This is a genomic window from Streptomyces sp. V3I7 (genome assembly GCF_030817495.1).
In the GTDB taxonomy this organism is placed as follows: domain Bacteria; phylum Actinomycetota; class Actinomycetes; order Streptomycetales; family Streptomycetaceae; genus Streptomyces.
This window is the reverse complement of record NZ_JAUSZK010000001.1, coordinates 4,092,056-4,118,688: the sequence shown is the minus strand read 5'-3', so window position 1 is coordinate 4,118,688 and position 26,633 is coordinate 4,092,056. Positions and strand designations below refer to the sequence as shown.

Sequence of the window (26,633 nt, the reverse complement as noted above, 5' to 3'; positions counted from 1 at the left end):
GCACGCACGGCGGGCGTGGCCGGTGTTCTCGTGACGGTGCGGATCACGCGGCCACCTCCTCGCGGACCTCGCGGACCTCGTGACCCTCACGGTCGAGACCGGCGACGACGCGCAGCAGCGCGAGGTGGTCCACCTGGCCCAGGCACTTGCCGGCCTCCGTCACACAGACGGGACGGCCGCTGCGGGCGGCGGTCTCGATGGCGTCGGCGACGACCGTGTCGGGGGCGAGCGCCCCGGGGTGCTCGGTGCCGCCGCAGTCCCCGGCGCGCATGGCGGTGCGCACCGTGATGACCTGCTCGCGGGGTACGTCGCGCACGAAGTCGCGGACGTAGTCGTCGGCGGGCGCGCCGACGATCTCCTCGGGGGTGCCGAGCTGCACGATCTCGCCGTCGCGCATCAGCGCGATGCGGTCGCCGACGCGCAGGGCCTCGCTGAGGTCGTGGGTGATGAAGACCATGGTGCGGCCCTCCTCGCTGTGCAGGCGGATGACCTCCTCCTGCATGTCGCGCCGGATCAGCGGGTCGAGGGCGCTGAACGGCTCGTCGAAGAGCAGTACTTCGGGGTCGGTGGCCAGCGCGCGGGCGAGGCCGACGCGCTGCTGCTGACCGCCGGAGAGCTGGCCCGGCCGGCGCTGCTCCAGTCCTTCCAGACCGACCTTGGCGACCATCTCGGCGGCGCGCTCGCGGCGCTCCTCCTTGCCCATGCCCTGGATCTCCAGGCCGTAGGCGACGTTGTCGAGGACGGAGCGGTGGGGCAGCAGACCGAAGTGCTGGAAGACCATGGAGGCGCGGTGGCGGCGCAGTTCGCGCAGCCGGTTCCGGTCCATGGCGAGGACGTCCTCGCCGTCGATCTCCAGCGTGCCGGAGGTCGGCTCGATGAGCCGGGTCAGGCAGCGCACCAGCGTGGACTTGCCGGAGCCGGACAGGCCCATGACGACGAAGACCTCGCCCTTGAGTACGTCGAAGGAGACGTCGCGGACGGCGGCGGTGCAGCCGGTGCGGGTGCGCAGCTCGGTCTGGGAGAGCCCGGCGAGCTCGGTGTCGCCGGGTATGCGGTCGGCCTTGGGGCCGAAGACCTTCCACAGGTTGCGGACGCCGAAGACGCGCGAGCGCCCCTCCGGTGCCGCGGCATCGGCCTCGGTCTCCTTGCCGGGCTCGTGCTTCTGCGGGGTGTCAGGGGAGGTGATGGCGCTCATCGGGCCTGGTTCCCTTCGGTGGTGTCAGCCAGCAGTTCCGCCGCCTTCTCCCCGACCATCAGTACGCCGATCATCGGGTTCACGGCGGGCAGGGTCGGGAAGACGGACGCGTCGACGACTCGGACGCCCTCGAGACCGCGGATCCTCAGTTCCGGGTCGACGACGGCGAGTTCGTCATCCGCGGCGCCCATGCGGCAGGTCCCCGCGGGGTGGTACACGGTGTGGTGCGCCTTGCGCAGCAGCTCGCTCAGCGTCTCGTCGTCGTCGACGTGGGCTCCTGGGAAGACTTCCCGCTTCAGCCACCCGGCGAACGGTTCGGTCTTCGCGATGTCGCGGGCGATGCGTACGCCGTCGACGAGCGTCTGCGCGTCGTAGCCGTCCTCGTCGGTGAAGTACCGGAAGTCGAGGGCGGGTTTGACCTCGGGGTCGGCGGAGGTGAGGTAGAGCCGGCCGCGGGCGCGGGACTTGGGGATGTTGGGGGTCATCGACACGCCGTGCGCGGGGCGTTCGTAGCCGAGGCGCTCGGGGTTGTCGGTGAACGGGATCTGGTAGAAGTGGAACATCAGGTCGGGCAGGTCCTGACCGTCGTCGCGGCGGACGAACAGCGCGGCGTCGGAGTCCATCGCCGAGTTCTCCGGCAGGGGCCGGTTCGTCTCCCACACGATCACCGACTCGGGGTGGTCCTGGAGGTTCTCACCGACGCCCGGCAGGTCGTGCACGACCGGGATGCCCAGGTCCTGAAGGTCCTTCTTCGGTCCGATGCCGGAGAGCATCAGCAGGCGCGGGGAGTCGACCGCGCCGGCGCAGACCACGACCTCGCGGCGGGCGCGTATCAGCTGCTCCTCGCCGTCCTTGGTGCGCACCCGCACACCGGTGGCCCGCTTGCCCTCCATCTCCAGCTTGTACGCCCAGGTCTCCAGCAGCAGCGTGAGGTTGGGGCGGTCGCCGGCCTCCATGTGCGGGTGGAGTGGTAGGCGACGGAGGCGGAGGAGCGCTTGTTGTTCTCCGGGTGGTAGGCGAGGTCGAGGAAGCCGACGCCCTCGTGGAAGGGCTTGGCGTTGAAGCCGGTCACCTCGGGGACGCCGGTGGCGGTCCTCGTCGCCTCGATCCAGTCCTTGGCGATGGGGTTCTGGTCCTCGTCGGCGACGCGCACGATGTTGTTGCGCAGCCGGGCGAAGTACGCCTCCATCTGCACGGCGCCCCAGCCGGCGGCGCCCGCGTCCTCCCACTCGTCCCAGTCGGACGGCAGCGGCTTGAAGGCGATCAGGGTGTTGTGCGAGGAGCAGCCGCCGAGCACCTTGGCGCGGCTGTGCAGGATGTGGGAGTTGCCCATCGGCTGCTCGGTGGTCGTGTACTCGTAGTCGAGTTCGCCGCCGAGCAGGCCCATCCAGCGGCGCAGGGTGAGGACGTCGTCGCGGTCGACGTCGCTCGGGCCGCCTTCGATGACGGCGACGGTGACGTCCGCGTTCTCGGTCAGCCGGGAGGCGATGACGGAGCCCGCGGTGCCGCCGCCGACGACGACGTAGTCGTAGAGGTGGGGGGTGGTGGACATGGTCGTTCTCCTGAAGTCCAGGCAGTGAGCGGAGGTGGGACGGGGCGGTGGTCAGCCGGCGAACCAGCGCACCGGCCTGGGCGTCAGGTTCTGGTAGACGTGCTTGGTCTCGCGGTACTCCGCGAGCCCGGCGGGGCCCAGTTCGCGGCCGACGCCGCTCTTGCCGAAGCCGCCCCATTCCGCCTGCGGCAGGTAGGGGTGGAAGTCGTTGATCCACACGGTGCCGTGGCGCAGCCGGGCGGCGACGCGCCGGGCGCGGCTCGCGTCGGCGGTCCACACGGCGCCGGCGAGGCCGTACTCGGTGTCGTTGGCGAGGAACACGGCCTCGTCCTCGGTGCGGAAGGTCTCGACGGTGAGCACGGGTCCGAAGACCTCCTCCCGGACGACCTTCATCTCCCGGTGGCACTGGTCGAGGACGGTGGGCTCGTAGAAGTAGCCGGTGGCGGGCCGCTCGGGGGACGGCTCGGGGCGCTTGCCGCCGGAGCGGAGCACCGCGCCCTCCTCGAGCGCCGAGGCTACGTACGCCTCGGTCTTGGCGCGCTGCTGCTCGGAGACGAGCGGGCCGCACTCCACGCCCTGCTCGGTGCCGCGGCCGAGGCGGATCCGCGCGGCGCGGCGGGCGAGTTCGGCGACGAAGCGCTCGCGGACGGACTCCTCGATGATGAGGCGGCCGCCTGCCGAGCAGACCTGGCCGCTGTGGATGAAGGCGGCGTTGAGGGCCTGGTCGACGGCGGTGTCGAAGCCCTCCTCGGTGGCGCAGGCGTCGGCGAAGACGACGTTGGGGTTCTTGCCGCCGAGTTCGAGGGCGACCTTCTTGACGGTCGGGGCGGCGGCCTCGGCGACCTTGGTGCCGCTGAGCAGGCCGCCGGTGAAGGACACCAGGTCGACGTCGGGGTGGTCGGCGAGCCGGGCACCGACCGAAGGGCCGGACCCGGTCACGATGTTGGCGACGCCGGCCGGCAGCCCGGCCTCGACGAGCAGCTCGATCAGCGCGACGGTGGTCAGCGGCGTGATCTCGCTGGGCTTGATCACAAAGGTGTTGCCGGCGGCGAGCGCGGGTGCGATCTTCCAACTGGCCTGGAGCAGCGGGTAGTTCCAGGGCGTGATCAGCGCGCACACGCCGACGGGCTCGTGGACGACGACGCTGTGCACGTCGGGCGTGCCCGCGTCGACGACCCGGCCGGGGGCCTCGGCGGCGACGAGATCGGCGAAGTAGCGGAAGGCGTCGGCGACACAGTCGATGTCGATGCGGCCCTCCTCCAGCGTCTTGCCCGCGTCGCGGCTCTCCAGCAGGCCGAGTTCCTCCCGGTCCCGCACGAGCAGGTCGGCGACCCGGCGCAGCAGGGCGGCGCGCTCGGCGACGGGGGTGCGAGGCCAGTCGCCGTCGTCGAAGGCGGCGCGGGCGGCGGCCACCGCCAGCTCCGCGTCCTTCTCGTCACCCTCCGCGACCACGGCGAACGGACGGGCGTCCGCGGGGTCGAGGATCTCGCGCGTCGCGCCGGTGAGCGCGTCCCGCCATGTCCCGCCCACGTGAATCGTGGCCGTCGTCTGCCGTTCGGTTCTGTCCGCCATGATCGGTGTTGCCTTCCGTTCCTGTTCAGTTCCCCTGGGTCACACAGGTGTGACCCACGAGGATCGTGACCGTCTGCCCCGAGCTTTGGATTGCATGCGCGATCCGCCGCGGAAAGTGCGCCGCGTCACCGAAATTACGGACTTACAGGCACGAAAGGTGCATTCCATCGTGACGTGGGTCACGAGATCGGGCGCCAGGGCGAGTTGGCGGACGCGGAGGACGCGGAGGACGACGAAGGCCGCCCGAATCGGGCGGCCTTCGATGCGGGTGCGGACGCGGGCGGGGTCAGTCCTGCCCCGGATCGCCCTCGCACGAGGTGTGCGGCGGGCAGAACCAGTCCAGCGCGGTGGTGACGAGCTCCAGCTCGTCGTCACGGCCGTCGGAGTCGGCTCCGTACGCGGCGATGGCGTAGATCTTGCCGTCCGCGCCGACGAAGCGCTCGTCGTAGACGTGCCAGGTGCCGAGGTCGGGCTCGCCCCTGAGGGAGTCCGCCAGGTACTCCAGACGCGAGCCGACGAACTCGCCCTGGTCCATGTTCAGCAGGCCGAGCTTCTCGAAGCCCTTCGGCTTGGGCGTCTCGCCGGACAGGTACAGCTCGAAGGAGGCGTCCGGCGACTCCTCCGACACCTGGTAGATCTGGAGCCGGTGATCACGGTTCGGACTGCGGTAGTTGATCACCGGCATGCCGTACACCGAGTCGGTCGTGCCGCGCTTCCACCCCGTGGGCATCGCGATCCGGAAGCCCTCCTTGTCGTCGTACGACTCGTACCCCGCGGGGAGCGTGGGGCCGGGCGCGGGCGGCGAGGACGTCACGGGCTCCTGCGTCGACGCCGTGGGCGTGGGCGAGCCCGAGCGGCCGGCCGTGCCCTTCCGGTCGTCCGGAGCGTCGTGCCCCTTGCCGACGACCAGGGTCAGCACCAGGCTCACCGCCACACCGGCGGCCGCGGCGCCGACGAGCACCGACCACACCAGGCGGCGGTTGAGCCCGCGGGCCGGGGTGAACCCACCGGCCGAGGTGGGCGCCGCAGGCTGCTCGACGGGCGGCCAGGCGCCGGTGCCGGGCCAGGCCCCGCTGGGCGCGGCGGTCTCCGGCGGGGCGTCGGGCGCCACCTCGGGCGCGAAGTCGGGCCGGGCCGGGGGCGGTTGCGTGGGCGCGGCGGCGGCGCCGGTCGCCCCGGTGCCGTCCTCCCAGCGCTGGGTGTCCTCGTTCCAGTACCGCTGTCCCCCGCTCATCGCGGCCCCCCTCGTCTCGTCGGTCACATTCCGAGCAGCCCGGCCACGGCGCCCGCCGAGGCGAGCACGCTCAGCAGGGCCTGGGAGTCGGTGAGCAGCTCGCGCAGGCGCTCGCGGCGGGTGGTGCCCGCCTGACCGGTGCGCGTGATCTCGTCCTCGGTCTCGGCGAGCGCCGTGTCCAGCGCGGCCGTCTGCTCACTGCCGCGGACCCGCTCCAGGTCCGCGCGCAGTTCGCGCACCGCCCGCAGCAGCTCCTCGGCGGCCTCGTCGCGCTCGGCGCCCGCGCCGCCGACGTACTGGTGGTGGCTCTCGGCGTGCGCGTGGCTGCCCACGGCGAAGGTGCTCTTGGACACGTCACCGAAGCTGACGCGCGGCTCGTCACCGGACATCGCTGTCGGCTCCCTTCTGCGGCGCTGCGCCGCCGACGGTGGAGGAGGCTGCGGAGGCGTGGCTGCCGACGGCGAAGGTGCTGCCCTCGACGCGGCCGATGTTCACGTCGCCGTTGCTGATGTTCACGACCTTCTGGACGAACTCGCCGGTCTCGTAACCGGATTCGGCGAGCGCCGCCCGCACGCCGTTCGCCACGCGGTCCTGCACATTCTTGAGGTAGCGGGCCACGTCCATCTCCTGGAACAGCGACCCGGTGGGCGCGGAGCCCAGCTCCCGCACGGACAGGGCCGGGCCGTCGGGCAGCGCGCCCGCGTAACCGCCGGTCGCCACCCGCCACACGTACACCAGGCCCCGGCCGAGCTGACCGAGCGCGCGGCCCAGGGAGCCCGGCACCAGGACGGCCGCGGCAGCGGCCTTGCCGAGCGCGGTGTTGTGGCGGAACCGGTGCGCCATGCGGTCGGCCTCCTTGAAGTCCGGGCGCACCGGCGTCAGCACGTGCGGGGCGATCTCCAGCATCAGCATCCGGCCCTGGGTGTGGACGCGCACGAAGACCGTGACGACCAGCTCCTCCTCCCAGCCGCCGACGCGGATGCGCAGGAAGTGCCGCCGCTTCTCGGCGCCTTCCTCGACCGCGCGGGCCCGGTGCTCCTCGAACGCCTGCGGGGTGTACGGCGCCTGGTCGCGGCGGAGCAGCCCCTCGGCCGGCAGGAACACGCACTCGTCGACCTCCAGCCAGCGCAGCCGGTCCCGTACGCCGTTCCCGGCGAACTCGGCGGGAATCCGCAGCTGTTCGAGCAGCGGCCGGACCTTCTCCAGGATCGTGCGGTTGCTCAGCTGCTGCTTCTTCTTCAGCTCGTCCGGCTTGAGCTCCACGGCCAGCACCCAGGTGTCGTACGCCGCGCCCGCCCCACAGAAGGGATGGGCCTCGTTGTACATGATCAGCGGTGCGTGCTGTTCGAGGCGGATGCGCTGCTTGAGCCGCTGGAAGCGCGGGTTCTCGGCCTGCTCGGCGGGGTCGCCGGCGGCGTCCGGGAAGCGCTCGGGGGAGAGTTCGGCGGCGAGCGCGCGGCTGACCTGGCTGCGCTGGGCGTGCACGCAGAGCCCGATGAGCACCAGCACGACGAGGGTGACCCAGGCCTGCCACGGCTTGCCGGTCGGCAGCAGCACGTCGGTGAAGTCGAAGTCGTCCGGGGCGGAGGAGCCGTAGCCGGAGGACGGGTCGTAGGAGTCGTACGAACTCGCGGAGGAACCGGTGTCCGGGCCGCCGCCGAACGCGACGACGAGCGTGACGACCAGCATCACCGCGAACAGCAGGCGGCCCCACCAGCGGGCGAGGAACGCGGGCAGCAGCCGGTACAGCGGCGGCTGTGCGGCACGGCCGCGGATCCAGGGCGCGAGCGCGAGCCAGATGCTGGCCCACAGGAGGACGCCCAGCAGCCCGCCGCTGAGCGGCGTCCCGACCATCCACAGGCCGATGATCGTCCCTGCCCACAACAGCTCCTGCCGGCGCGCCCGCAGGGCGTGGGCAAGGACGCGCGCGGCGTCGAAGCCGAGCGAAGGGGCCACGATCCGCTGCTCGTTGAGGTGGAGTTCCCCGATGACGCGGTCGCGGTAACCGGAGTCCAGATAGGCGCCCGCGCACAGCAGCCGGGTCGCCTCACTGGCGTGCGGCGGAGTGGGCGGCGGCGCCTCCGAGGCCGAGGCCGACTGTGATGGCTGTGGCGGCTGTGACTGCTGCGGCACGTGAGCGGTGCTCATGCCACTCCCCCGATGCATGAAAAGGCTTTGTCAAGACGTCACTTGACAAACCATCAGCATAGAGGGGCCCCGGTGGCCGGTGAAACCGAAAACGGGGACGGCGAATGTGTGGGACATGTGCGCGGGCCCCGCTCCGGAGGGAATCCGGAGCGGGGCCCGCGCGGGTGTACGACGAATCCGCCGTCGCGGCGTCGGCTCAGATAAGGCCGAGGGCGCGGACCGCGTCGCGCTCGTCCGCGAGCTCCTTGACGGAGGCGTCGATGCGGGTGCGGGAGAACTCGTTGATGTCCAGGCCCTGGACGATCTCGTACGTGCCGTCCTTGGTGGTGACCGGGAAGGAGGAGATCAGGCCCTCCGGGACGCCGTAGGAGCCGTCCGACGGGATACCCATGGAGGTCCAGTTGCCCTCGGCGGTGCCGTTGACCCACGTGTACACGTGGTCGATGGCGGCGTTGGCGGCGGAGGCGGCCGACGAGGCGCCGCGGGCCTCGATGATGGCGGCACCGCGCTTGGCGACGGTCGGGATGAAGTCGTCGGCCAGCCACTGCTCGTCGTTCACGACCTCGGCGGCGTTCTTGCCGGCGACGGTGGCGTGGAAGATGTCGGGGTACTGGGTGGCGGAGTGGTTGCCCCAGATCGTCAGGCGCTTGATCTCCGAGACCGGGGTGCCCGTCTTCTTCGCGAGCTGGGTCAGCGCGCGGTTGTGGTCGAGGCGGGTCATCGCGGTGAAGCGCTCGGCCGGGACGTCCGGCGCGGCGGCCTGGGCGATCAGGGCGTTGGTGTTGGCCGGGTTGCCGACGACCAGGACCTTGATGTCGTCCGCGGCGTGGTCGTTGATGGCCTTGCCCTGCGGCTTGAAGATGCCGCCGTTGGCCTCCAGCAGGTCACCGCGCTCCATGCCCTTGGTGCGCGGGCGGGCGCCGACGAGGAGGGCGACGTTGGCGCCGTCGAAGGCGACGTTCGGGTCGTCGGTGATCTCGATGCCGTTCAGCAGCGGGAACGCGCAGTCGTCCAGCTCCATGGCCGTGCCCTCGGCGGCCTTCAGCGCCGGGGTGATCTCCAGCAGGCGCAGGTTGACCGGCACGTCCGCGCCGAGCAGCTGGCCGGAGGCGATGCGGAAGAGCAGGGCGTAGCCGATCTGGCCGGCCGCGCCGGTGACGGTGACGTTCACGGGAGTGCGGGTCATGACGTTCTCCGTATGACAGCTGGCGGTGGGGCGTCCCTGCCCCGGGGGTACGGGATCCCCGCCCCGGCCGGCGGCCGGCGCCCGCCGCGATGATCGATCACCGGTACGGATGATCGATCTCTTGGCGTCAAGAGAGATCCAGCGGTCAGGCTATCGCGCCGGTCCCGGATCATGGACGGCCCGCCCCATGTGGCCCGCCCCACAACGGAAGGAGAGGGGCGGCCGCCCGCCCGGGAGAGGAGAGACGAAGACGGCCGCCGCTCGGGAACGCCGATGCACCGGAGTCCCGTGGGGGTACGGTTCGCGTGCCCTCGATGCGGCCGGGCATGCGTGCCCGGCCGGTGATTCCCGGTGCGCGGCACAGCGCGAAGAAACAGGAAGCCGCGGATTCCCCACCGGAAACCGCGCCGCGTAGCGGCACAGCAACCGGCAGGGAAGGCCAGAACCTCGCCGTTCAGGGCGAGGAGCATGTCAATGGCTCAGCGTGAAGTGCAGGGTGTCCTTCAGGAACGGGATCACGAGCCAGGGATGGGGCTGGACCATCAGCGCCAGCAGGACGATCGCCAGCCCGAGGAGGCCGTACGTCACGATGTCCGTGAAGCGCGAGCGCACGGCGAGCATGCCGACGCTGGGCAGCATCCAGCGCATGACCGCACCCGCGAGCAGGGCGATGCCGATCACCAGCGTGCCGAGCCGGAACAGGTCGAACGCGGTCAGCAGCAGACCGAGCGCGACCGCCGACAGGACGACGAGCACCGGCCACTGGCGGGCGGGCGCCGGAAAGTCGCCGGACGCGGCCCGGCCGCCGCCCTCGGGGCGCGCGGTGTCCTTGGTACGCCACTTACTGGGGGGAGACCCTGCAGACCCCCCGCGGGGGAAGCGGCGCGCCGGGCCGGCGCCCGGCGCGAGCGCGGCCGCGAGCCGGGACACCCGGCCGGTGCGCGCCTCGGCGCCGTTCGCGTGGGTCATGCCGTCGGCCTCCGGTTCCTCCGGTTCGGACCGGACCTGGGCGGGGTTCGGGAGCCTGTCCTCAGCCGGCACTGCGCTCCGCCGCCTCGACCACGTTGACGAGCAGCTGGGCGCGGGTCATCGGGCCCACGCCGCCCGGGTTCGGGGAGATCCAGCCGGCGACCTCGGCGACACCGGGGTGGACGTCGCCGACGATCTTGCCCTCGGCGCTGCGGGAGACACCGACGTCCAGGACGGCGGCGCCCGGCTTGATGTCCTCGGGCCGGATCAGGTGCGCCGAACCGGCGGCCGCGACGACGATGTCCGCGCGCTTGAGGTGGGCGGACAGGTCACGGGTACCGGTGTGGCACTGGGTGACCGTGGCGTTCTCGCTGCGGCGGGTGAGCAGCAGCGGCATCGGACGGCCGATGGTCACCCCGCGGCCGACCACGACGACCTCGGCGCCCTTGATCTCGACGCCGTAGCGGCGCAGCAGCGTGAGGATGCCGTTGGGGGTGCAGGGCAGCGGAGCGGGCTCGTTCAGGACCAGGCGGCCCAGGTTCATCGGGTGCAGACCGTCGGCGTCCTTGGCCGGGTCCATCAGCTCCAGGATGCGGTTCTCGTCGATGCCGCGGGGCAGCGGCAGCTGGACGATGTAGCCGGTGCAGGACGGGTCCTCGTTCAGCTCCCGTACGGCCGCCTCGATCTCCTCCTGCGTCGCCGTGGCGGGCAGCTCGCGCTGGATGGAGGCGATGCCGACCTCCGCGCAGTCCCGGTGCTTTCCAGCGACGTACTTGCGGCTGCCGGGGTCGTCCCCGACCAGGATCGTGCCGAGGCCGGGCGTGATCCCCTTCTCCTTCAGCGCCGCCACGCGGGCGGTCAGGTCGGACTTGATCGCGGCTGCGGTGGCCTTGCCATCGAGAATCTGGGCGGTCATGCACCCATCCTCCCGGATGACCGCCCCCCGGTTCCAATCCGGGTCCGGGCCGGCCCGGGGCGTGTCCGGTTCCGTCCGTTTCGCCCGCGATCACCGATGTTGCACTTGCACAACACCCGCGGAAAGCGGCTGGACAGGACTTGCCCGGCCAACGACGATGAACGGCGCAGTATCGCGGTCCGTGTTGGGGGGCAAAACCGCTCGTGCTCCGTCGTTCCTCCGCGCCATCCGCGTCCCCGCAAGCAACGGAGGAACAGACGACATGAGTTACGGCTCGCCCCAGAACCCCTATGAGCAGCCGCAGCAGCCTCAGCAGCCAGGCCGGCCCGGCTACGGTTACCCGCAGCAGTCCGGTCAGCCGGGCTACCCGCAGCAGTCCGGCCAGCCCGGCTACCCCCCGCCGCCCGGCCAGCCCACGCCCCAGCCCGGCTACGCCGCGCAGCCGGGCCAGCCGGGTCAGCCCGGTCAGCCGGCCTACGGCTACCCGCAGGCCCCGGGCATCCCGCCGCAGCAGGCGTACGGCTACCCGCAGCAGCCCGGCCAGCCCGCCTACGGCTACGGCTACCCGGGCGGGCCCGGCCCCCAGCTCGCCTCGATGGGCCGCCGCCTCGGCGCCCGCCTGATCGACGGCGCGATCATCGGCGTCGTCTACTTCGTCCTGGCCTTCGCCGGCGCCGCGAGCTTCATGAACGACGCGCAGAACTGCGACCCGTCCGCCGTCGACTACGACACCTGCATGAACGACGCCAGCTCGGGGATGATGGGCAAGTTCATCGGCGTATGGCTGCTGTTCGCCCTCGCGACCCTGCTCTACGAGTGGCTGATGATCGGCCTGGTGGGCGCGACCCTGGGCAAGATGGCCGTGGGCGTCCGCGTCGTCCGCGCGGACACCGGCGACAAGCCCGGCCTGCTCAAGTCCTTCCTCCGCTGGATCATTCCCGCCGGCGCCGGCTGGGTCTCCTGCGGCATCGGCCAGATCGTCGTCTTCCTCTCCCCCTTCTGGGACAACTCGGGCCGCCAGCAGGGCTGGCACGACAAGGTCGCGACCACGATGGTCATACGCAAGGGCTGACCACTCGTCCCGCAGGACGTGGGCGTACGGCGTCCCGCCGACCGCGAGCACACAGCCGAGGGCCGTGTCCCACCCGTACTGGGGGGACACGGCCCTCGGCTGTCACAGGACGTCCGGGATCAGTGGAAGAAGTGCCGCGTCCCCGTGAAGTACATCGTCACGCCGGCCTTCTTCGCCGCCTCCACGACCAGCTCGTCGCGGACCGAGCCGCCCGGCTGGACGATGGCGCGGACGCCGGCGTCGATGAGGATCTGCGGGCCGTCGGGGAAGGGGAAGAAGGCGTCCGAGGCGGCGTAGGAGCCGCGGGCCCGCTCCTCGCCCGCACGCTCGACGGCGAGCTTGCAGGAGTCGACGCGGTTGACCTGGCCCATGCCGACGCCGACCGAGGCGCCGTCCTTGGCGAGCAGGATCGCGTTGGACTTCACCGCGCGGCACGCCTTCCAGGCGAAGGCGAGTTCGGCCAGCTCCGCCTCGCTCAGCGGCTCACCGCTGGCCAGCGTCCAGTTCGCCGGGTTGTCGCCGGCGGCCTGGAGCCGGTCGGTCTCCTGGAGCAGCGCGCCGCCGTCGATGGCGGTGACCTCGACGGGGTTGCCCGGGGCACCGGCGGCCTTGAGGACGCGGATGTTCTTCTTCTTGGCGAGGGCCTCCACGGCCCCCTCCTCGTAGTCGGGCGCGACGATGACCTCGGTGAAGATCTCCGCGACCTGCTCGGCCATCTCCTTGCTGACCGGCCGGTTCACGGCGATGACGCCGCCGAACGCGGACAGCGGGTCGCAGGCGTGCGCCTTGCGGTGCGCCTCGGCGACGTCCGCGCCGATGGCGATGCCGCACGGGTTGGCGTGCTTGATGATCGCGACGCAGGGCTCGTCGTGGTCGTACGCGGCACGGCGGGCGGCGTCCGTGTCCGTGTAGTTGTTGTACGACATCTCCTTGCCGTGCAGCTGCTCGGCCTCGGCGAGGCCGGTGCCGCTGCCGTCGACGTAGAGGGCGGCGGGCTGGTGCGGGTTCTCGCCGTAGCGCAGGGTGCGCTCGCGCTCGAAGGTGGCGCCGAGGAAGTCGGGGAACGACGAGGCGTCGACGGGGGCGTACTCGGAGGCGAACCAGGAGGCGACGGCGACGTCGTAGGCGGCCGTGTGCTGGAAGGCCTCGGCGGCGAGCCGCTTGCGGGTGGCCAGGTCGAAGCCGCCGCCGGCGACCGCGGCGAGGACGTCGGCGTACCGCTCGGGGCTGGTGACGACGGCCACGGACGGGTGGTTCTTGGCGGCGGCGCGCACCATGGACGGGCCGCCGATGTCGATCTGCTCGACGCACTCGTCGGGCGAGGCGCCGGAGGCGACGGTCTCGCGGAACGGGTAGAGGTTGACGACGACGAGGTCGAACGGCTCGACGCCCAGCTCGGCGAGCTGCCGCTGGTGGTCCTCCAGGCGCAGGTCGGCGAGGATGCCCGCGTGGACCTTGGGGTGCAGGGTCTTGACCCGGCCGTCCAGGCACTCGGGGAAGCCGGTGAGCTCCTCGACCTTGGTGACGGGGACCCCGGCGTCGGCGATGCGCCCGGCGGTCGACCCGGTGGAGACGAGCTCGACACCGGCCTCGTGCAGCCCGCGCGCGAGTTCCTCGAGCCCGGTCTTGTCGTAGACGCTGACCAGCGCGCGACGGATCGGCCGCTTGGTGCTGTCGTTGCTCTCGGCGGTCACTGGATAACTACCTTTCGTCCCTCAATGCGATAGCCGTTGCGGGCGATCCGCCCCACGACCTCGACGAGCAGCCTTCGCTCGACTTCCTTGATGCGCTCGTGCAGAGCGCTCTCGTCGTCCTCGTCCCGGACCTCGACCACGCCCTGCGCGATGATCGGCCCGGTGTCGACGCCGTCGTCGACGAAGTGGACGGTGCAGCCGGTGACCTTCGCGCCGTACGCGAGCGCGTCCCGCACCCCGTGCGCCCCCGGGAAGCTGGGCAGCAGCGCCGGGTGCGTGTTCACGAACCGCCCGCCGAACCGCGCGAGGAACTCCTTGCCCACGATCCTCATGAACCCGGCGGAGACGACGAGGTCGGGCTCGTGGGCCGCGACGGCCTCGGCGAGGGCCGCGTCCCACTCGTCCCGGGTCTCGTAGTCCTTGACCTTCCGGACGAAGACGGGCACCCCGGCGCGCTCGGCACGCGCGAGTCCCTCGATGCCCTCGCGGTCGGCGCCGACGGCCACGATCTCGGCGCCGTAGGCCTCGGGGCCGGTGCGCGCGATCTCGTCGAGGAGCGCCTGGAGATTGCTGCCGGATCCGGAGACCAGCACGACGAGGCGCTTGGCCACGGGGTTGGCGGCCACGGTGGGGCCCTTTCTCGGGGAGTTTCGCTTCGGCGGCCGGGCTCGTGCGGGTGTTTGTACATTCGTACGAGTGCTTCACGCCCCGGGATACGGGGAAGTCTACGAAGCGGCCGACCGTCAGCAACGATACCGGCATACAGGACGGCCCTCATGGGACGGGGGCGCGGCCGGCAGGTAGCGTCTGGGAGGAGCGGGCTCGGGAACGCGGACGTCGCGCGGCGCGTTCCCGCAGTGGCAGCTCATGCCAGACAGCCGTAGTCACCCAAGGGAAGACGCTCATTTGATGCCGGACCGCAGCCTGCGACTCCTCACGTTCCCGCCGCACTCGGTGCAGGGAGGGGAGCGTGGCGCCGTGCTGCTGCGGGAGTCGCCGGCCTCGCCGCAGAACACCGAGAGGCCCGGCGGCGACGAGCCGCGGCAGGACGACTCCCCGCACGACCACTCCCCGCAGGACGACAACCCGTTCGCCGCGCCCCCGGAGGGCACGCCGGACCGGCCGTGGCAGCCGCGCCGCCCCGAGGGCGGCAAGGACGGCAAGGACGGTTCCCCGGAGTCGTCCGGGCCCTCGGAGCACAGCCCCTGGGGCAGTCAGTGGAGCGACCGCCAGCCGGGCCGCTCCTCCGGCGGCTTCGGCGAGCGCCCGGGCGGCGGGCCCGAGGGCCAGAGCGGCGGCCCGGGCACGAACATGCGCTGGGACCCCACCGACCCGGCGCAGCGCCGGGCGCGCTACGCGCTGCTGTCCGGCATGTGGGCCTTCTTCTTCGCCCTCTTCAGCTGGCCGTACGTCGCCCTGCTGCTCGGCGGGCTGTCCCTGTACTGGGGTGTCAGCGCCCTGCGCGCCAAGCCCCGCAAGCCGGACCCGGACTCCCCGCGCCCCGCGCAGACCGGCCGCCCGCAGACCACGGCGGCCGTCGGCGGCCTGGTCACCGCGCTGCTGGCGCTGGCCCTGGTCGCCACGACCTTCACGGCCCAACTGGTCTACCGCGACTACTACACGTGCGTGGACGACGCCCTGACGGGCAAGGCCAAGCAGTCCTGCCAGCAGCTCCTGCCGAAGGAGCTGCGCGGGGTGCTGGGCGCGAACAACAACTGAGCAGGGTGAGGGCCTGATCGCGCCCTCACCTCTCGTCCAGCGGCGCCGACGGGATCGGCGGCTCGCCGAGGCCGAGGAGCGGGTCCGGTTCGCCGCCGGGCAGCGTCGAGGCCTCCCGCAGCGCCGCCCAGCGGGTCTCGCGGGACGCGTCGTCGTGCCAGGCGGACGGCTCCGGGTCGTCGGCGGGCAGCAGGTCGTACGGCTCCTCGGCGGCCTCGACGGCCTCGATGTCGTAGGGGGCGTCCGCGCCGAACGTCGTCCCGGAGGCGGGCGTCGGCGTCTTCGGCGCGGGCGTGGGCTGCGGCTTCTTCAGGCGCGCGGGTCCCCGCAGCCGCCAGGCGCGCAGCACGAGCGCCACCGGGAGTCCCACGGCCGCGAACCAGCCCGCCGTCGCGGGCCCCGTCTGCCACCACACCGGTCCGAAGCGGTTCAGGGCGGCGCCGCCGAGCGGGCCGCCCGCCAGCCCGGCGAGCACCGCGCAGACCGCCGCGCTCATCCCGGCCGCCCCCAGCACCACGCAGGCGGTCCGCCCCGCCGACCAGCCGGGCCCCCGCTCCGCACCCCGCTGCCGCACACCGGCCCCGACCACGAACCAGGCCACCGTCGCCCCCGCGATCACCGGCATCGCCCCGGCCGCGGCCCAGTTGAGCGGTCCGCCGGGCCCCGCGTCCGGCACCGCCGCCAGCAGCGGGAACGGCGGCAGCAGCGGGGCGGGGTCCGAGGCGAGCGGGTGCACCATGTGACCGCTGCCGAGGGCGAACCCGGGCCCGAGCCCGTACGCCGCCGACCACACCGCCGCGTTGGGCACGAGGGCGGCGCACAGCAGCAGGACCGCGAACCGCCCCGACCAGCCCTCGGTCAGTTCGAGGAACGAGCCGCGCGCCGCGCCCCCGTGCCCCATCAGCGACACCATCAGCAGCAGCGCGCCGCCGCCGAGGAGCGTCGCCGTCCCCGCGCCGGCGGCCCGGGCGGCGGCGGTGAGGGACGCCCAGGCGTCCGCCCCGGGGGCGTACCGGAGCAGTCCGCCGGGCAGCGGCGCCGGGGCTCCCGGCCCCGTCCGCGCCGACAGGTCGCCCCAGCGGGGTCGGCCGTACGCCGTCCACACGCCGATGCCGGACGCGCCCACGGTGAGGAGCGGGAGGCACACCACCACCCACCCCCACGCGGGCCGCAGTTCACTCCCCGAGGCGTAGCACGCGGCGGTGCCGCCGACGGCGAGATAGCCGAGGGCGACGCCCGTCCACGCGGTGCGTGCGGCGACCGGGGGCGGGCCGTCGCTGTCCTCGGGAGCTTCCACGGCGTCGCGTGCGGCGCGGTACAGCACCCAGACGGGCAGCAGGAGGAGGAGCAGCGGGGTGACGCCGACGGGGGCGGGGGCGCCCGAGAGCGTGTCGGTGCGGACCAGTTCGACCCCGTGCGCGAGCAGCCACAGCGCGGCGGCGACGTGCAGGGCGCCGCCCGGTCCACTGTCGGGATAGGGCGAGCTGATCCACAGCACCATCACTAGCACGGCGAACGAGGCGAGTCCGAGCACGGCCGCGAGCGCGCCGCCCAGCAGGCTCGCGCCGAGTCCGGGCGAGGGGTGGCGCAGCCGGTCGAGCAGGGGTGGCAGCGACGGTCGGCGAGCGGTCATCCGGATCACGACGGCCATGCTCCCAACGACACGCGCTTTCCCGTCGTAACAGGCGAACCTCCGCTGTGTCGCTCAATATATGTTTATGTACTTTTTCGCACGAAGGGCCGTACGGAAGGGCGAGTTGTGAAGCAGAAAACGGAGAATCCGCAGCCGCGGCCCGAGGCGACCGAGGCGAAAGGACGTCAGGCCGGTTCGACTGACGTGCGGGTGACGGCCCGCCAGCCGCCTCTCGCGCCTCCCGCCGCTCCTCCACCGCCCCCGGCACCCCTGACCCCTGGTCAGGCCTTCGACGCGCTCTACGCGTTCTGCGCCCCGGCCCTCGTACGGCAGACGTATCTACTGACCGGGCGGCACGAGCTGGCCCGCGAGTCGGTGGAGCGGGCCTTCCATCTGGCCTGGCAGCAGTGGCCGCGCGTGGCCCGGGACCGCGACCCGGCGGGCTGGGTGCGCGCGACGGCGTACGAGTGGGCGCTCTCCCCCTGGCACCGCTTCCGCCCCCGCTACCGGCACCCCGAACCCCCGCCCGCGGACGCCGCCGACCGCGCGCTGCTCCAGGCCCTCCTCAAGCTGCCGCCGTCCTACCGTCGCACCCTCGTGCTGTACGACGGCGTCGGTCTCGGGCTGCCCGAGACCGCGGCGGAGACCGAGGCGAGCACCCCGGCCGCGGCCAGCCGGGTGACACACGCGCGGGCCGCGATGGCCACGTGCGACCCCGCCCTGTCGGACCCGGCCACCCTCCACCGGCGGCTGACCGAACTGGCCTCCGCGGAACGGCTGCGCGCGTCGAAGCCGGAGCCCGTACGCACGGACTGCGAACGCCGGACCCGCTTCTGGACCCAGGCGGCCATCGCCTTCACGGTCGCCATCATCGGCGCGACGGCGCTCACGCTCCAGACGGCCCCCACCCACTACGAGGCGCCGCTCGCCCCGGCCCAGGCGGTGCGGGGCGTTCCGCCGAAGACGGCGCTGGGTCCGCTGTCGCCGCAGCAGCTCCAGCTGCGCGCGAAGCTGCGGCAGCGGGCGGCGAGCGGACCGGAGAGGCTCCTGCCGGTGCCCCGGTGAGCGTGTGTCACACAACGCGGGAGGGCCCGCATCCCCCAACCGGGGATGCGGGCCCTTCCGCTGCCTGCGGCTTCGGGTTCAGCCGTTGAGGATCTCGCGCGCCAGCTTGGCGGTTTCGGTCGGCGTCTTGCCGACCTTGACGCCGGCGGCCTCGAGGGCCTCCTTCTTCGCCTGGGCGGTGCCGGACGAACCGGAGACGATGGCACCGGCGTGGCCCATGGTCTTGCCCTCGGGCGCGGTGAAGCCCGCGACGTAGCCGACGACCGGCTTGGTCACGTTGTCCTTGATGAACGCGGCCGCGCGCTCCTCGGCGTCGCCACCGATCTCACCGATCATCACGATCAGGTCGGTGTCGGGGTCGTCCTGGAACGCGGCCAGGGCGTCGATGTGCGTGGTGCCGATGATCGGGTCGCCACCGATGCCGACGGCGGTCGAGAAGCCGATGTCACGCAGCTCGTACATCATCTGGTACGTCAGCGTGCCGGACTTCGAGACCAGGCCGATGCGGCCCGGCTTCGTGATGTCGCCCGGGATGATGCCGACGTTCGACTGGCCCGGGGTGATGATGCCGGGGCAGTTGGGGCCGATGATGCGGGTCTTGTTGCCCTTCTTGCCGGCGTACGCCCAGAAGGCGGCCGTGTCGTGCACGGCGATGCCCTCGGTGATCACGACGGCCAGGGGGATCTCGGCGTCGATGGCCTCGACGACCGCGTCCTTGGTGAACTTCTCCGGCACGAAGATGACGGAAACGTTGGCGCCGGTGGCTTCGATGGCCTCCTTGACGGTGCCGAAGACGGGCACCTCGGTGCCGTCGAAGTCCACGGTCTGCCCCGCCTTGCGCGGGTTGACGCCGCCCACGACGTTGGTGCCGTCGCCGAGCATGAGCTTGGTGTGCTTCATGCCCGTGGCGCCGGTCATGCCCTGGACGATGACCTTGCTGTCCTTGTTGAGCCAGATAGCCATGGTGTGTTGTGTCCTCGTCCTGAGTGCTTACTTGGCGGCGTGGGCCAGCTCGGCGGCCTTGTCGGCCGCGCCGTCCATGGTGTCGACGCGCTGGACCAGCGGGTGGTTGGCGTCGGTGAGGATCTTGCGGCCCAGCTCGGCGTTGTTGCCGTCGAGGCGGACGACGAGCGGCTTCTCGACCTTCTCGCCGCGGTCCTCCAGGAGCTTCAGCGCCTGGACGATGCCGTTGGCGACCTCGTCGCAGGCGGTGATGCCGCCGAAGACGTTGACGAACACGGACTTGACGTCCGGGTCGCCCAGGATGATCTCCAGGCCGTTCGCCATGACCTGGGCGGAGGCGCCACCGCCGATGTCCAGGAAGTTGGCGGGCTTCACATCGCCGTGCTTCTCACCGGCGTACGCGACGACGTCCAGGGTGCTCATGACGAGACCCGCGCCGTTGCCGATGATGCCGACCTCGCCGTCGAGCTTGACGTAGTTGAGGCCCTTCGCCTTGGCGGCCGCCTCCAGCGGGTTGGCGGCCTCCTTGTCGTGGAGCTCCTCGTACTCGGGGTGGCGGAACTCGGCGTTCTCGTCGAGCGACACCTTGCCGTCGAGGGCGAGGACCTCGCCCGAGGCGACCTTCGCGAGCGGGTTGACCTCGACCAGGAGGGCGTCCGACTTGATGAAGGTGTCCCACAGCTTGATGAGGACGTTCACGACCTTGTCCGCGACCTCGGCCGGGAACTTGGCGGCCTCGACGATCTCGCGGGCCTTGGCCTCGTCCACGCCGTCGATGGCGTCGATCGCGATCTTGGCGACGGCCTCCGGACGGGTGGCGGCCACCTCCTCGATCTCCATACCGCCCTCGACGGAGGCGATGGAGAGGAAGGTGCGGTTGGCGCGGTCGAGGAGGAAGGAGACGTAGTACTCCTCGACGATCTCCGGAGCGGTCTCGGCGATCATGACCTTGTGGACCGTGTGGCCCTTGATGTCCATGCCGAGGATGTCCGTCGCGCGGGCGACGGCCTCGTCCGGGGTGGCGGCCAGCTTGACGCCACCGGCCTTGCCGCGGCCACCGACCTTCACCTGCGCCTTGACGACGGACTTGCCGCCCAGACGCTCCGTGATCGCGCGCGCCGCCTCAGGCGTGTCGATGACTTCACCGGCCAGCACCGGTACATCGTGCTTGGCGAAGAGGTCCCTCGCCTGGTACTCGAACAGGTCCACGCGCTTCCGTCCCTATCAGTGATCTCGCGGTTCGTTGGATGCGTGGGCGTGCCGCGAAGGGCAACGTGACGTCCGCTTGTCACAAGGGGTGCGCACACGGTGTCCGAGCGCGCGGCATGTCCGTCTCGCAGGTTATCGCTGCTTGCTTGAGGCCCCTAAATCGCGGGTCACACCCAGGCGGTGATACCTGTCACATGATGCCGCGCCGAGTGGCACACCGTGCCGACATGCGCCTTTTGACCGTCACATTCCGTCCGGTATCGGAAGCGGTCGCTTCTCGATCGCCGCGGCCATGACCTCGGGGAACAGATCGGGTGTGCAGGCGAAGGCCGGTGCCCCCAGCGCGGCGAGCGCGGCCGCGTGCTCCCGGTCGTACGCCGGCGCGCCCTCGTCGGACAGCGCGAGCAGGGTCACGAACTGCACCCCGGACGCCTTCATGGCGGTGACCCGCTTCAGCATCTCGTCGCGGATGCCGCCCTCGTACAGGTCGCTGATCAGCACGACCACGGTCTCCGGGGGCCGGGTGATCCGGGACTGGCAGTAGGCGAGCGCCCGGTTGATGTCCGTCCCGCCGCCGAGCTGGGTGCCGAAGAGGACATCCACGGGGTCGTCCAGCTGGTCGGTGAGGTCGACTACGGCCGTGTCGAAGACGACGAGCCGGGTGCTGAGGGACCGCATGGACGCCAGCACGGCCCCGAACACGGAGGCGTAGACGACCGAGGCGGCCATCGATCCCGACTGGTCGATGCAGAGGACGACCTCCTTCTTCACCGACTGGGCGGCGCGCCCGTACCCGATGAGCCGCTCCGGCACGACCGTGCGGTACTCGGGCAGGTAGTGCTTGAGGTTGGCCGCGATGGTGCGGTTCCAGTCGATGTCGTGGTGGCGCGGCCGGCTGATCCGGGCGCTGCGGTCGAGCGCGCCGGTGAGGGTGGCCCGGGTGCGGGTGGCGATCCGCTTCTCCAGGTCCTCGACGACCTTGCGCACGACGGCCCGCGCCGTCTCCTTGGTGGTCTCCGGCATGGCCTTGTTGAGCGAGAGCAGCGTGCCGACGAGGTGCACGTCCGCCTCCACCGCCTCCAGCATCTCCGGCTCCAGGAGCAGGGAGGCCAGCCCGAGCCGGTCGATGGCGTCCCGCTGCATGACCTGGACGACGGAGGAGGGGAAGTACGTCCGGATGTCCCCGAGCCAGCGGGCCACCGACGGCGCCGACGCCCCGAGCCCGGCCGTACGTTCCCGCCCCGCCTGCCCCTTGTCCCCCTTCCCGTAGAGCGCGCCGAGCGCCCCGTCCATCGCGGCGTCCCGCCCCGACAGCGCGTATCCGGTGCCGTCGGCGGCGTCCCCGCCGAGCACCAGCCGCCAGCGCCGCAGCCGCTCCTGGTCCGCGCGCGACGCCTGCTCCGACCGTGCCGAGCCCGTCATGTCCCCACCCCCGCATACTCGTTGTCATCGGCGTCGGCGTCGGCGCCGGCACCGACGTCGGCTTCGATCTCGTCGAGGCCGAGCAGCAGCCGCACCAGCGGCACCACGGCGTCCGCGCGCTCGCGGTCCGGTTCCGCGGCGAAGCCGGGCAGGCCAGTGCCCCCGCCAACGGTCGCGCCCGCCCGCTCCGCCGGTCCGCGCCGCACCAGTTCGCCGAGGGTTCTGCGCACGCCCGGTTCGTACGCCGAGAACGTGCGCCGCAGCAGCGGCAGGACGTCCGTGAACGCCTCGGCCGGTACGCCGGTCAACCAGGCGTCGACGAGTCCGAGCAGCCGCTCGTCGTGCACCAGGAGTAGCCCGCCCCCGCCTCCGCCGACGAAGCCCTCGATCCAGGCGGCCGCCTCGGCCGGTGGTGTCCCCGGCGACAGCACCAGCCCCATCAGCCGGGCCGCGTCGTCCTGCGCCAGCTCCCCTTCGTCGAGCAGGATCCGCACGACCCGCCCACGGATGAGGCCGGGCACCGTGTCCCGCTCGGACAGCCCGCACAGCACCGAACTCCAGCGAACCCGAGGCCCGTGAGCAGCGGAAGCGTCCGGCAGGAGACCCACGGCCGTGTGCACGGCGTCGACATGGCGGCGCATCTCCGCGGCGGCGTCCGCGTCCAGAGCGGCGCAGGCCGGCGGCAGCCCGACGAAGATCCGCTCTGCGAGACCGACGGCGACCTCGGTCAGGGTGCGCGTGTCCGTGCCGCGGACGTCGCCGTAGCGCAGGGAACGGACCAGGGCCGGCAGGGCCTGGGCGAGATGACCGACGTCGGCGTCGAGCGCGGCCCGGTCGGCGAGTACCCGCATCACCACGGGCAGCGCGTCCTGGAGTCCGGCCAGAAGGCAGCGCTCGGCAAGCCCGGTGACCTCGGCGAGGGACGGCGCGGCCACGGCGTCGGCCTCCGCCCTGGCCGTCGCCGCGGCGAGCACGGTCGTGCCCCACACCCCGGCCTCGGCGACCCGCACCGCGAGCTCCGGCTCCCAGCGCAGCCGCCAGGTCTCCCGGAACGTCCCCGTGCTCCCCCGCGACCGCACCGGCTCGCCCCATCCGACGCCGAGCAGCCGAAGCCGGTGCAGCAGCCGGCTGCGCCCGGCGTCGGTGTCCTTGCGCAGGTCGAGCTCCAGCTCCCGCTCCAGCGCCTCGGGTTTGAGCCGCAGCCCGCGCTGGAGGCGGGTCAGATCCCGCTGCAACGGCACCGCGGGCGCCGACTCGGGCACCTCCCCCAGCACGTCGCCCACCACCAGCCGGTCGTGCACCAGGGCCAGCGGCACGTCCGAGCCCTCGCACATCACCGCGCGCACGGCGTCGGTCGTCTCGCTCAGGCCGGGCAGCGGGCGGCCGCGCATCGCGGCGAGCGTCCCGGCCAGCCGCACCGCCTCGATGACGTGCGCGGAGGAGACGATCCGGTCCTCCTCACGCAGCAGCCCCGCCACCTTGGTCAGCCACCGCTCGACCGGCCGGTCCGGCGCCGCGAACAGGTGCCCGTACCAGCCCGGCGAGTCGATGCCCGCCCCGTACCCGCTGAACCGGGACAGCCGGCGGTGCGTCCACGGCACCCACGTCATGTCCGTCCTGACCTTGGGCAGCCCCTTCAGCAGCGCCCGGTCGGCGGCGACGGTGACCTTCTTCCGCAGCGCCGGCACGTGCCACGCCCCGCACACCACGGCGACGGCGTCCCCGAACTCACGCCGGGCGGCTCGCAGTTGGAGGCGCATGTAAGCCTCCCGCACGAGGTCCCGATCGTGTCCGCCGGTCCCGTACGTCTCCCGGAGCGCTTCCATGGCCTCTTCGAGCGCCGCGAAGGGCGCGAACGCGGCACCCTCCTGCGCCCCCGCGCCACGGTGCTCGATCACGTCCTCCCACCAGCGCTCGGGATCGTCGTACCCCCCGGCCCCGGCGAGCGCCCCGAGGGGGTCGACGCGGACGTCTCGCTCCGGGGCGTCCGCGTCGGCCAAATCACCGGAATCCTCGGCTGCCGCCTCCGCCTCCTCCGCCGCGCGGAGTGCCAGCGAGTGCGTGGCCGGGAGGTCGATGAAGCGGGCCGGGATCCCGTGTTCCAGGGCCCAGCGGATCGCCACCCACTCCGGGGAGAACTCGGCGAGCGGCCAGAAGGCCGAGCGGCCGGGTTCGTCCACGGCGTGGGCGAGCAGGGCGACCGGCGGCTTCATCTCCGGATCGGCGGCCAGCGGGATCAGCGCGTCGGCCTCGGGCGGCCCCTCGATGAGCACCGTCCGCGGCGCGGCGGCCTCCAGCGCGGCCCGCACCGCTCGCGCCGAGCCCGGCCCGTGGTGCCGTACGCCGAGCAGCAGCGGTCCGGAGGCGAAGGCCGTCCCCTCTGCGGATGCGCTCACGCGCTCACCTCCCGGCAGGCGCGGTAGAAGTCCTTCCAGCCGTCGCGCTCGCGGACGACGGCCTCCAGGTACTCCTGCCAGATGACGCGGTCGGCCGCCGGGTCGCGCACGACGGCCCCGAGGATGCCCGCGGCGACGTCGCCCGGCCGCAGCACCCCGTCGCCGAAGTGGGCGGCCAGAGCGAGGCCGCCTGTGACGACGGAGATCGCCTCGGCCGTGGACAGCGTGCCGCTGGGCGACTTCAGCTTCGTGCGGCCGTCGGCGGTGATGCCGTCGCGCAGTTCGCGGAAGACGGTGACGACACGGCGGATCTCGTCGATGCCGTCGGGTGCGGCCGGCAGGTCGAGGGAGCGGCCGATCTGGTCGACGCGGCGCGAGACGATGTCGACCTCGGCGTCGGCGCTCTCCGGCAGCGGCAGCACCACCGTGTTGAAGCGGCGGCGCAGGGCGCTGGACAGGTCGTTGACCCCGCGGTCGCGGTCGTTGGCGGTGGCGATGAGGTTGAAGCCGCGCACGGCCTGCACCTCCTGCCCCAACTCGGGTATCGGCAGCGTCTTCTCGGACAGGATCGTGATCAGCGTGTCCTGCACGTCGGCGGGGATGCGGGTCAGCTCCTCCACCCGGGCGGTCATGCCCTCGGACATGGCGCGCATGACGGGGCTGGGCACGAGGGCGTCGCGGCTCGGGCCGTGGGCGAGCAGCCGCGCGTAGTTCCAGCCGTAGCGGATGGCCTCCTCCGGCGTACCCGCCGTGCCCTGCACGAGCAGGGTCGAGTCGCCGCTGACCGCGGCCGCCAGGTGCTCGGACACCCAGGTCTTCGCGGTGCCGGGCACGCCGAGCAGGAGCAGGGCGCGGTCGGTGGCGAGCGTGGTGACCGCGACCTCGACGATGCGGCGCGGGCCCACGTACTTCGGTGTGATCACCGTGCCGTCCGGCAGGGTGCCGCCGAGCAGGTAGGTGGCGACGGCCCACGGCGACAGCTTCCAGCGGGCCGGGCGCGGCCGGTCGTCCTGGGCCGCCAGCGCGGCGAGTTCGGCGGCGAAGGCCTCCTCGGCGTGCGGGCGCAGCGCCTCGCTCGCAGGTGTCTCGCTCGCAGGTGTCTCGCTCACGGGTGTCTCCCTCGCGGGCGTCGCGTTCGCGGGTGAGGAATGGTCGCGGCTCGGTTCGGTCGTCGTCGGTGCAGCGGTGACGGACATGGCTGAGGCCCCCTCCAGCTCGGCCGGTTCGGATCTGGTGTCCACCGTGCACCACGCCACTGACAATCGCTCTGACCTGCACAAACGTGCCCGCCGGACCGATTGTCAGTGGCGGGATCTACCTTCGATGACATGACTCAGCAGGGGGTGCGCTGGACCGCGGACCAGGTGCTGGCACTGGCGCCTGACGCCTTGTCACGCAAAGCGGGAAGCAAACTCGGCACGGCAGGGCCGTGGTCCGAGGCGGGTTGTTCGCAGGAGGGGGCGGTATGGGGACTGTGCAAGGGCAGCGGCAGCAAGCCGTACCAGACGGTCGTCGACATCGCGGGGGCGCCCGGGCCCGCGTACAAGTGCAGTTGCCCGAGCCGGAAGTTCCCGTGCAAGCACGCGCTCGGCCTGCTGTTGCTGTGGGCGGAGGGGGACGGGGCGGTGCCGGCGGCGGGCGGAGCGCCGGACTGGGCCGGGCAGTGGCTGGCGGGCCGGCGGCAGCGGGCGCAGGAGAAGCGGGCGGCGGACGCCGGGAGTCCGGCGTCCGGGTCCGCTGATCCCGAGGCGGCGCGGCGCAGGGCGGAGCGCCGGGCCGAGCGGGTCACCGCGGGCGCCACGGAGCTGGAGCAGCGCCTCGCCGACCTGCTGCGCGGCGGCCTGGCCTCGGCGGAGCGGGCGGGGTACGGACTGTGGGAGGAGACCGCCGCCCGCATGGTGGACGCGCAGGCGCCCGGACTGGCCGCGCGCGTGCGGGAGTTGGGGGCGATACCGGGGTCCGGCCCCGGCTGGCCGGTGCGGCTGCTGGAGGAGTGCGCCCTGTTGCACCTCCTCGACCAGGGCTGGCTGCGCCGCGACCGGCTCCCGGACGCCCTCTCGGCGACGGTCCGCTCCCGCGTCGGCCTGCCCACCGCGGCGGACGGTCCGCCGGTGCGCGACCGCTGGCTGGTCCTCGCCCAGTACGACACGGCGGACACGAAGCTGACGACCCGCAGGATCTGGCTGTACGGCGCCGATTCGGACCGCACCTGCCTGCTCCTGTCCTACGGCGCCGGAGGCCGCGCCCCCGAACTGGCGCTGCCGGTCGGGCTGGCCCTGGAGGCGGAGGTGTCCGTCCATCCCGGCGCCGGACAGCCGCGCGCGTCCCTGGGCGAGCGAATCGGCCCGGCGGCGCCCGCGGCGATACGCCCGCCGGGAGTCACGACGTCCCAGGCGGCGGCCCGTTACGGCGACGCGCTGCGGGACGATCCCTGGCTGGACGCGGTACCGGTGACGCTCGGCCGGGTCGTGCCGGTCCCCGACGGCGGCTCCTGGCAACTGGCGGACGCGGAAGGGGACACGGCGCTGCCGCTCAGCCCGGCCGCCCGCAACCGCCCGGGCCTGTGGCGGCTGGTCGCGCTGTCCGGCGGCGCCCCCGTCACGGTCTTCGGCGAGTGCGGCCACCGGGGCTTCACTCCGCTGACGGCCTGGCCGGAGGGGACGGGGGAGGCGGTGGCCCTGTGCTGAG

20 protein-coding genes and 1 pseudogene are annotated in these 26,633 nt (G+C 72.7%); 4 read left to right on the top strand and 17 right to left on the bottom strand.

All coding sequences use genetic code 11. From position 1 onward, the window contains the following. Positions 1 to 43 precede the first annotated feature (43 nt). From QFZ74_RS19285 to QFZ74_RS19245, 9 genes and pseudogenes are all read right to left on the bottom strand, one after another. Positions 44 to 1,195 (bottom strand): glycine betaine/L-proline ABC transporter ATP-binding protein, encoded by a 1,152-nt coding sequence (locus QFZ74_RS19285; protein ID WP_307622043.1) that lies wholly within the window; start codon positions 1,193 to 1,195, stop codon positions 44 to 46. Continuing rightward, positions 1,192 to 2,747 (bottom strand): annotated as a pseudogene (locus QFZ74_RS19280) (GMC family oxidoreductase). Before QFZ74_RS19280 ends, QFZ74_RS19285 begins: the two are co-directional and overlap by 4 nt. A 51-nt stretch (positions 2,748 to 2,798) precedes the next feature. Further along, the gene (locus QFZ74_RS19275; RefSeq protein WP_307622042.1) at positions 2,799 to 4,319 is read right to left on the bottom strand and encodes an aldehyde dehydrogenase family protein; all 1,521 of its coding nucleotides are present in this window, start codon (positions 4,317 to 4,319) and stop codon (positions 2,799 to 2,801) included. Positions 4,320 to 4,605: 286 nt separating this feature from the next. After that, positions 4,606 to 5,553 (bottom strand): hypothetical protein, encoded by a 948-nt coding sequence (locus QFZ74_RS19270; protein WP_307622041.1) that lies wholly within the window; start codon positions 5,551 to 5,553, stop codon positions 4,606 to 4,608. 23 nt (positions 5,554 to 5,576) lie between these two features. Beyond that, positions 5,577 to 5,942, bottom strand: coding sequence for a hypothetical protein (locus QFZ74_RS19265; RefSeq protein WP_307622040.1), 366 nt, complete (start codon positions 5,940 to 5,942; stop codon positions 5,577 to 5,579). After that, positions 5,932 to 7,701 carry a hypothetical protein gene (locus tag QFZ74_RS19260; RefSeq protein WP_307622039.1) on the bottom strand — a complete coding sequence of 590 codons (1,770 nt, stop codon included), beginning with the start codon at positions 7,699 to 7,701 and terminating at the stop codon, positions 5,932 to 5,934. The genes QFZ74_RS19265 and QFZ74_RS19260 overlap by 11 nt, the downstream gene beginning before the upstream one ends. Positions 7,702 to 7,897: 196 nt before the next feature. Continuing rightward, the gene (locus QFZ74_RS19255) at positions 7,898 to 8,887 is read right to left on the bottom strand and encodes a malate dehydrogenase (protein ID WP_307622038.1); all 990 of its coding nucleotides are present in this window, start codon (positions 8,885 to 8,887) and stop codon (positions 7,898 to 7,900) included. Between the two features lie 471 nt (positions 8,888 to 9,358). Then, on the bottom strand, positions 9,359 to 9,856 hold the full coding sequence (locus QFZ74_RS19250; protein ID WP_307622037.1) for a DUF3017 domain-containing protein: 498 nt from the start codon (positions 9,854 to 9,856) through the stop codon (positions 9,359 to 9,361). Between the two features lie 61 nt (positions 9,857 to 9,917). After that, a complete protein-coding gene (locus tag QFZ74_RS19245) occupies positions 9,918 to 10,772 on the bottom strand; it encodes a bifunctional methylenetetrahydrofolate dehydrogenase/methenyltetrahydrofolate cyclohydrolase (RefSeq protein ID WP_307622036.1) in 855 nt (284 codons plus the stop codon). 262 nt (positions 10,773 to 11,034) lie between these two features. Here QFZ74_RS19245 and QFZ74_RS19240 point away from each other — a divergent pair, with 262 nt between their 5' ends. Then, complete coding sequence (locus QFZ74_RS19240; RefSeq protein ID WP_307622035.1) at positions 11,035 to 11,844, top strand: RDD family protein; 810 nt, start codon at positions 11,035 to 11,037, stop codon at positions 11,842 to 11,844. Positions 11,845 to 11,963: 119 nt separating this feature from the next. On the opposite strand, the gene purH is transcribed toward QFZ74_RS19240, so the two are convergent. Both purH and purN read right to left on the bottom strand, forming a co-directional pair. Beyond that, positions 11,964 to 13,538, bottom strand: a complete 1,575-nt coding sequence (purH, locus tag QFZ74_RS19235; protein ID WP_307622034.1) for a bifunctional phosphoribosylaminoimidazolecarboxamide formyltransferase/IMP cyclohydrolase — start codon at positions 13,536 to 13,538, stop codon at positions 11,964 to 11,966. Next, positions 13,535 to 14,164, bottom strand: a complete 630-nt coding sequence (gene purN / locus QFZ74_RS19230) for a phosphoribosylglycinamide formyltransferase (RefSeq protein WP_307622033.1) — start codon at positions 14,162 to 14,164, stop codon at positions 13,535 to 13,537. The genes purH and purN overlap by 4 nt, the downstream gene beginning before the upstream one ends. A gap of 283 nt (positions 14,165 to 14,447) precedes the next feature. Here purN and QFZ74_RS19225 point away from each other — a divergent pair, with 283 nt between their 5' ends. Next, positions 14,448 to 15,257 (top strand): hypothetical protein, encoded by an 810-nt coding sequence (locus QFZ74_RS19225; protein ID WP_307622032.1) that lies wholly within the window; start codon positions 14,448 to 14,450, stop codon positions 15,255 to 15,257. 25 nt (positions 15,258 to 15,282) lie between these two features. Here the strand turns inward: QFZ74_RS19225 and QFZ74_RS19220 are convergent, their stop codons facing one another. Then, the gene (locus QFZ74_RS19220; protein WP_307622031.1) at positions 15,283 to 16,908 is read right to left on the bottom strand and encodes a DUF6350 family protein; all 1,626 of its coding nucleotides are present in this window, start codon (positions 16,906 to 16,908) and stop codon (positions 15,283 to 15,285) included. Positions 16,909 to 17,100: 192 nt separating this feature from the next. Between QFZ74_RS19220 and QFZ74_RS19215 the strand changes: the two genes are divergently transcribed. Beyond that, positions 17,101 to 17,955 (top strand): sigma factor-like helix-turn-helix DNA-binding protein, encoded by an 855-nt coding sequence (locus QFZ74_RS19215; protein ID WP_307624203.1) that lies wholly within the window; start codon positions 17,101 to 17,103, stop codon positions 17,953 to 17,955. Between the two features lie 78 nt (positions 17,956 to 18,033). On the opposite strand, the gene sucD is transcribed toward QFZ74_RS19215, so the two are convergent. The 5 genes from sucD to QFZ74_RS19190 all read right to left on the bottom strand — a co-directional run bounded on the left by sucD (position 18,034) and on the right by QFZ74_RS19190 (position 25,141). Further along, on the bottom strand, positions 18,034 to 18,918 hold the full coding sequence (sucD, locus tag QFZ74_RS19210; protein WP_307622030.1) for a succinate--CoA ligase subunit alpha: 885 nt from the start codon (positions 18,916 to 18,918) through the stop codon (positions 18,034 to 18,036). A gap of 27 nt (positions 18,919 to 18,945) precedes the next feature. After that, entirely contained in the window at positions 18,946 to 20,127 is a 1,182-nt protein-coding gene (gene sucC / locus QFZ74_RS19205; protein WP_307622029.1) for an ADP-forming succinate--CoA ligase subunit beta, read from the bottom strand. 243 nt (positions 20,128 to 20,370) lie between these two features. Then, positions 20,371 to 21,549, bottom strand: coding sequence for a VWA domain-containing protein (locus tag QFZ74_RS19200; RefSeq protein WP_307622028.1), 1,179 nt, complete (start codon positions 21,547 to 21,549; stop codon positions 20,371 to 20,373). Next, positions 21,546 to 23,945 (bottom strand): DUF5682 family protein, encoded by a 2,400-nt coding sequence (locus QFZ74_RS19195; protein WP_307622027.1) that lies wholly within the window; start codon positions 23,943 to 23,945, stop codon positions 21,546 to 21,548. The genes QFZ74_RS19200 and QFZ74_RS19195 overlap by 4 nt, the downstream gene beginning before the upstream one ends. Beyond that, positions 23,942 to 25,141, bottom strand: a complete 1,200-nt coding sequence (locus tag QFZ74_RS19190; RefSeq protein ID WP_307622026.1) for an AAA family ATPase — start codon at positions 25,139 to 25,141, stop codon at positions 23,942 to 23,944. The genes QFZ74_RS19195 and QFZ74_RS19190 overlap by 4 nt, the downstream gene beginning before the upstream one ends. A 132-nt stretch (positions 25,142 to 25,273) precedes the next feature. Between QFZ74_RS19190 and QFZ74_RS19185 the strand changes: the two genes are divergently transcribed. Next, positions 25,274 to 26,632, top strand: coding sequence for an SWIM zinc finger domain-containing protein (locus QFZ74_RS19185; protein WP_307622025.1), 1,359 nt, complete (start codon positions 25,274 to 25,276; stop codon positions 26,630 to 26,632). The last annotated feature ends 1 nt before the right edge of the window (position 26,633 follow it).

What these genes read in the sequence shown, in the direction of transcription:
- QFZ74_RS19185 (WP_307622025.1), top strand. Translation starts at nt 25,274, where the DNA reads ATGACTCAGCAGGGGGTGCGCTGGACCGCGGACCAGGTGCTGGCACTG.
- QFZ74_RS19285 (WP_307622043.1), bottom strand. Translation starts at nt 1,195, where the DNA reads ATGAGCGCCATCACCTCCCCTGACACCCCGCAGAAGCACGAGCCCGGC.
- QFZ74_RS19245 (WP_307622036.1), bottom strand. Translation starts at nt 10,772, where the DNA reads ATGACCGCCCAGATTCTCGATGGCAAGGCCACCGCAGCCGCGATCAAG.
- QFZ74_RS19265 (WP_307622040.1), bottom strand. Translation starts at nt 5,942, where the DNA reads ATGTCCGGTGACGAGCCGCGCGTCAGCTTCGGTGACGTGTCCAAGAGC.
- QFZ74_RS19260 (WP_307622039.1), bottom strand. Translation starts at nt 7,701, where the DNA reads ATGAGCACCGCTCACGTGCCGCAGCAGTCACAGCCGCCACAGCCATCA.
- QFZ74_RS19225 (WP_307622032.1), top strand. Translation starts at nt 14,448, where the DNA reads ATGCCGGACCGCAGCCTGCGACTCCTCACGTTCCCGCCGCACTCGGTG.
- QFZ74_RS19250 (WP_307622037.1), bottom strand. Translation starts at nt 9,856, where the DNA reads ATGACCCACGCGAACGGCGCCGAGGCGCGCACCGGCCGGGTGTCCCGG.
- QFZ74_RS19240 (WP_307622035.1), top strand. Translation starts at nt 11,035, where the DNA reads ATGAGTTACGGCTCGCCCCAGAACCCCTATGAGCAGCCGCAGCAGCCT.
- QFZ74_RS19200 (WP_307622028.1), bottom strand. Translation starts at nt 21,549, where the DNA reads ATGACGGGCTCGGCACGGTCGGAGCAGGCGTCGCGCGCGGACCAGGAG.
- QFZ74_RS19270 (WP_307622041.1), bottom strand. Translation starts at nt 5,553, where the DNA reads ATGAGCGGGGGACAGCGGTACTGGAACGAGGACACCCAGCGCTGGGAG.
- QFZ74_RS19220 (WP_307622031.1), bottom strand. Translation starts at nt 16,908, where the DNA reads ATGGCCGTCGTGATCCGGATGACCGCTCGCCGACCGTCGCTGCCACCC.
- QFZ74_RS19255 (WP_307622038.1), bottom strand. Translation starts at nt 8,887, where the DNA reads ATGACCCGCACTCCCGTGAACGTCACCGTCACCGGCGCGGCCGGCCAG.
- sucD (WP_307622030.1), bottom strand. Translation starts at nt 18,918, where the DNA reads ATGGCTATCTGGCTCAACAAGGACAGCAAGGTCATCGTCCAGGGCATG.
- QFZ74_RS19275 (WP_307622042.1), bottom strand. Translation starts at nt 4,319, where the DNA reads ATGGCGGACAGAACCGAACGGCAGACGACGGCCACGATTCACGTGGGC.
- QFZ74_RS19190 (WP_307622026.1), bottom strand. Translation starts at nt 25,141, where the DNA reads ATGTCCGTCACCGCTGCACCGACGACGACCGAACCGAGCCGCGACCAT.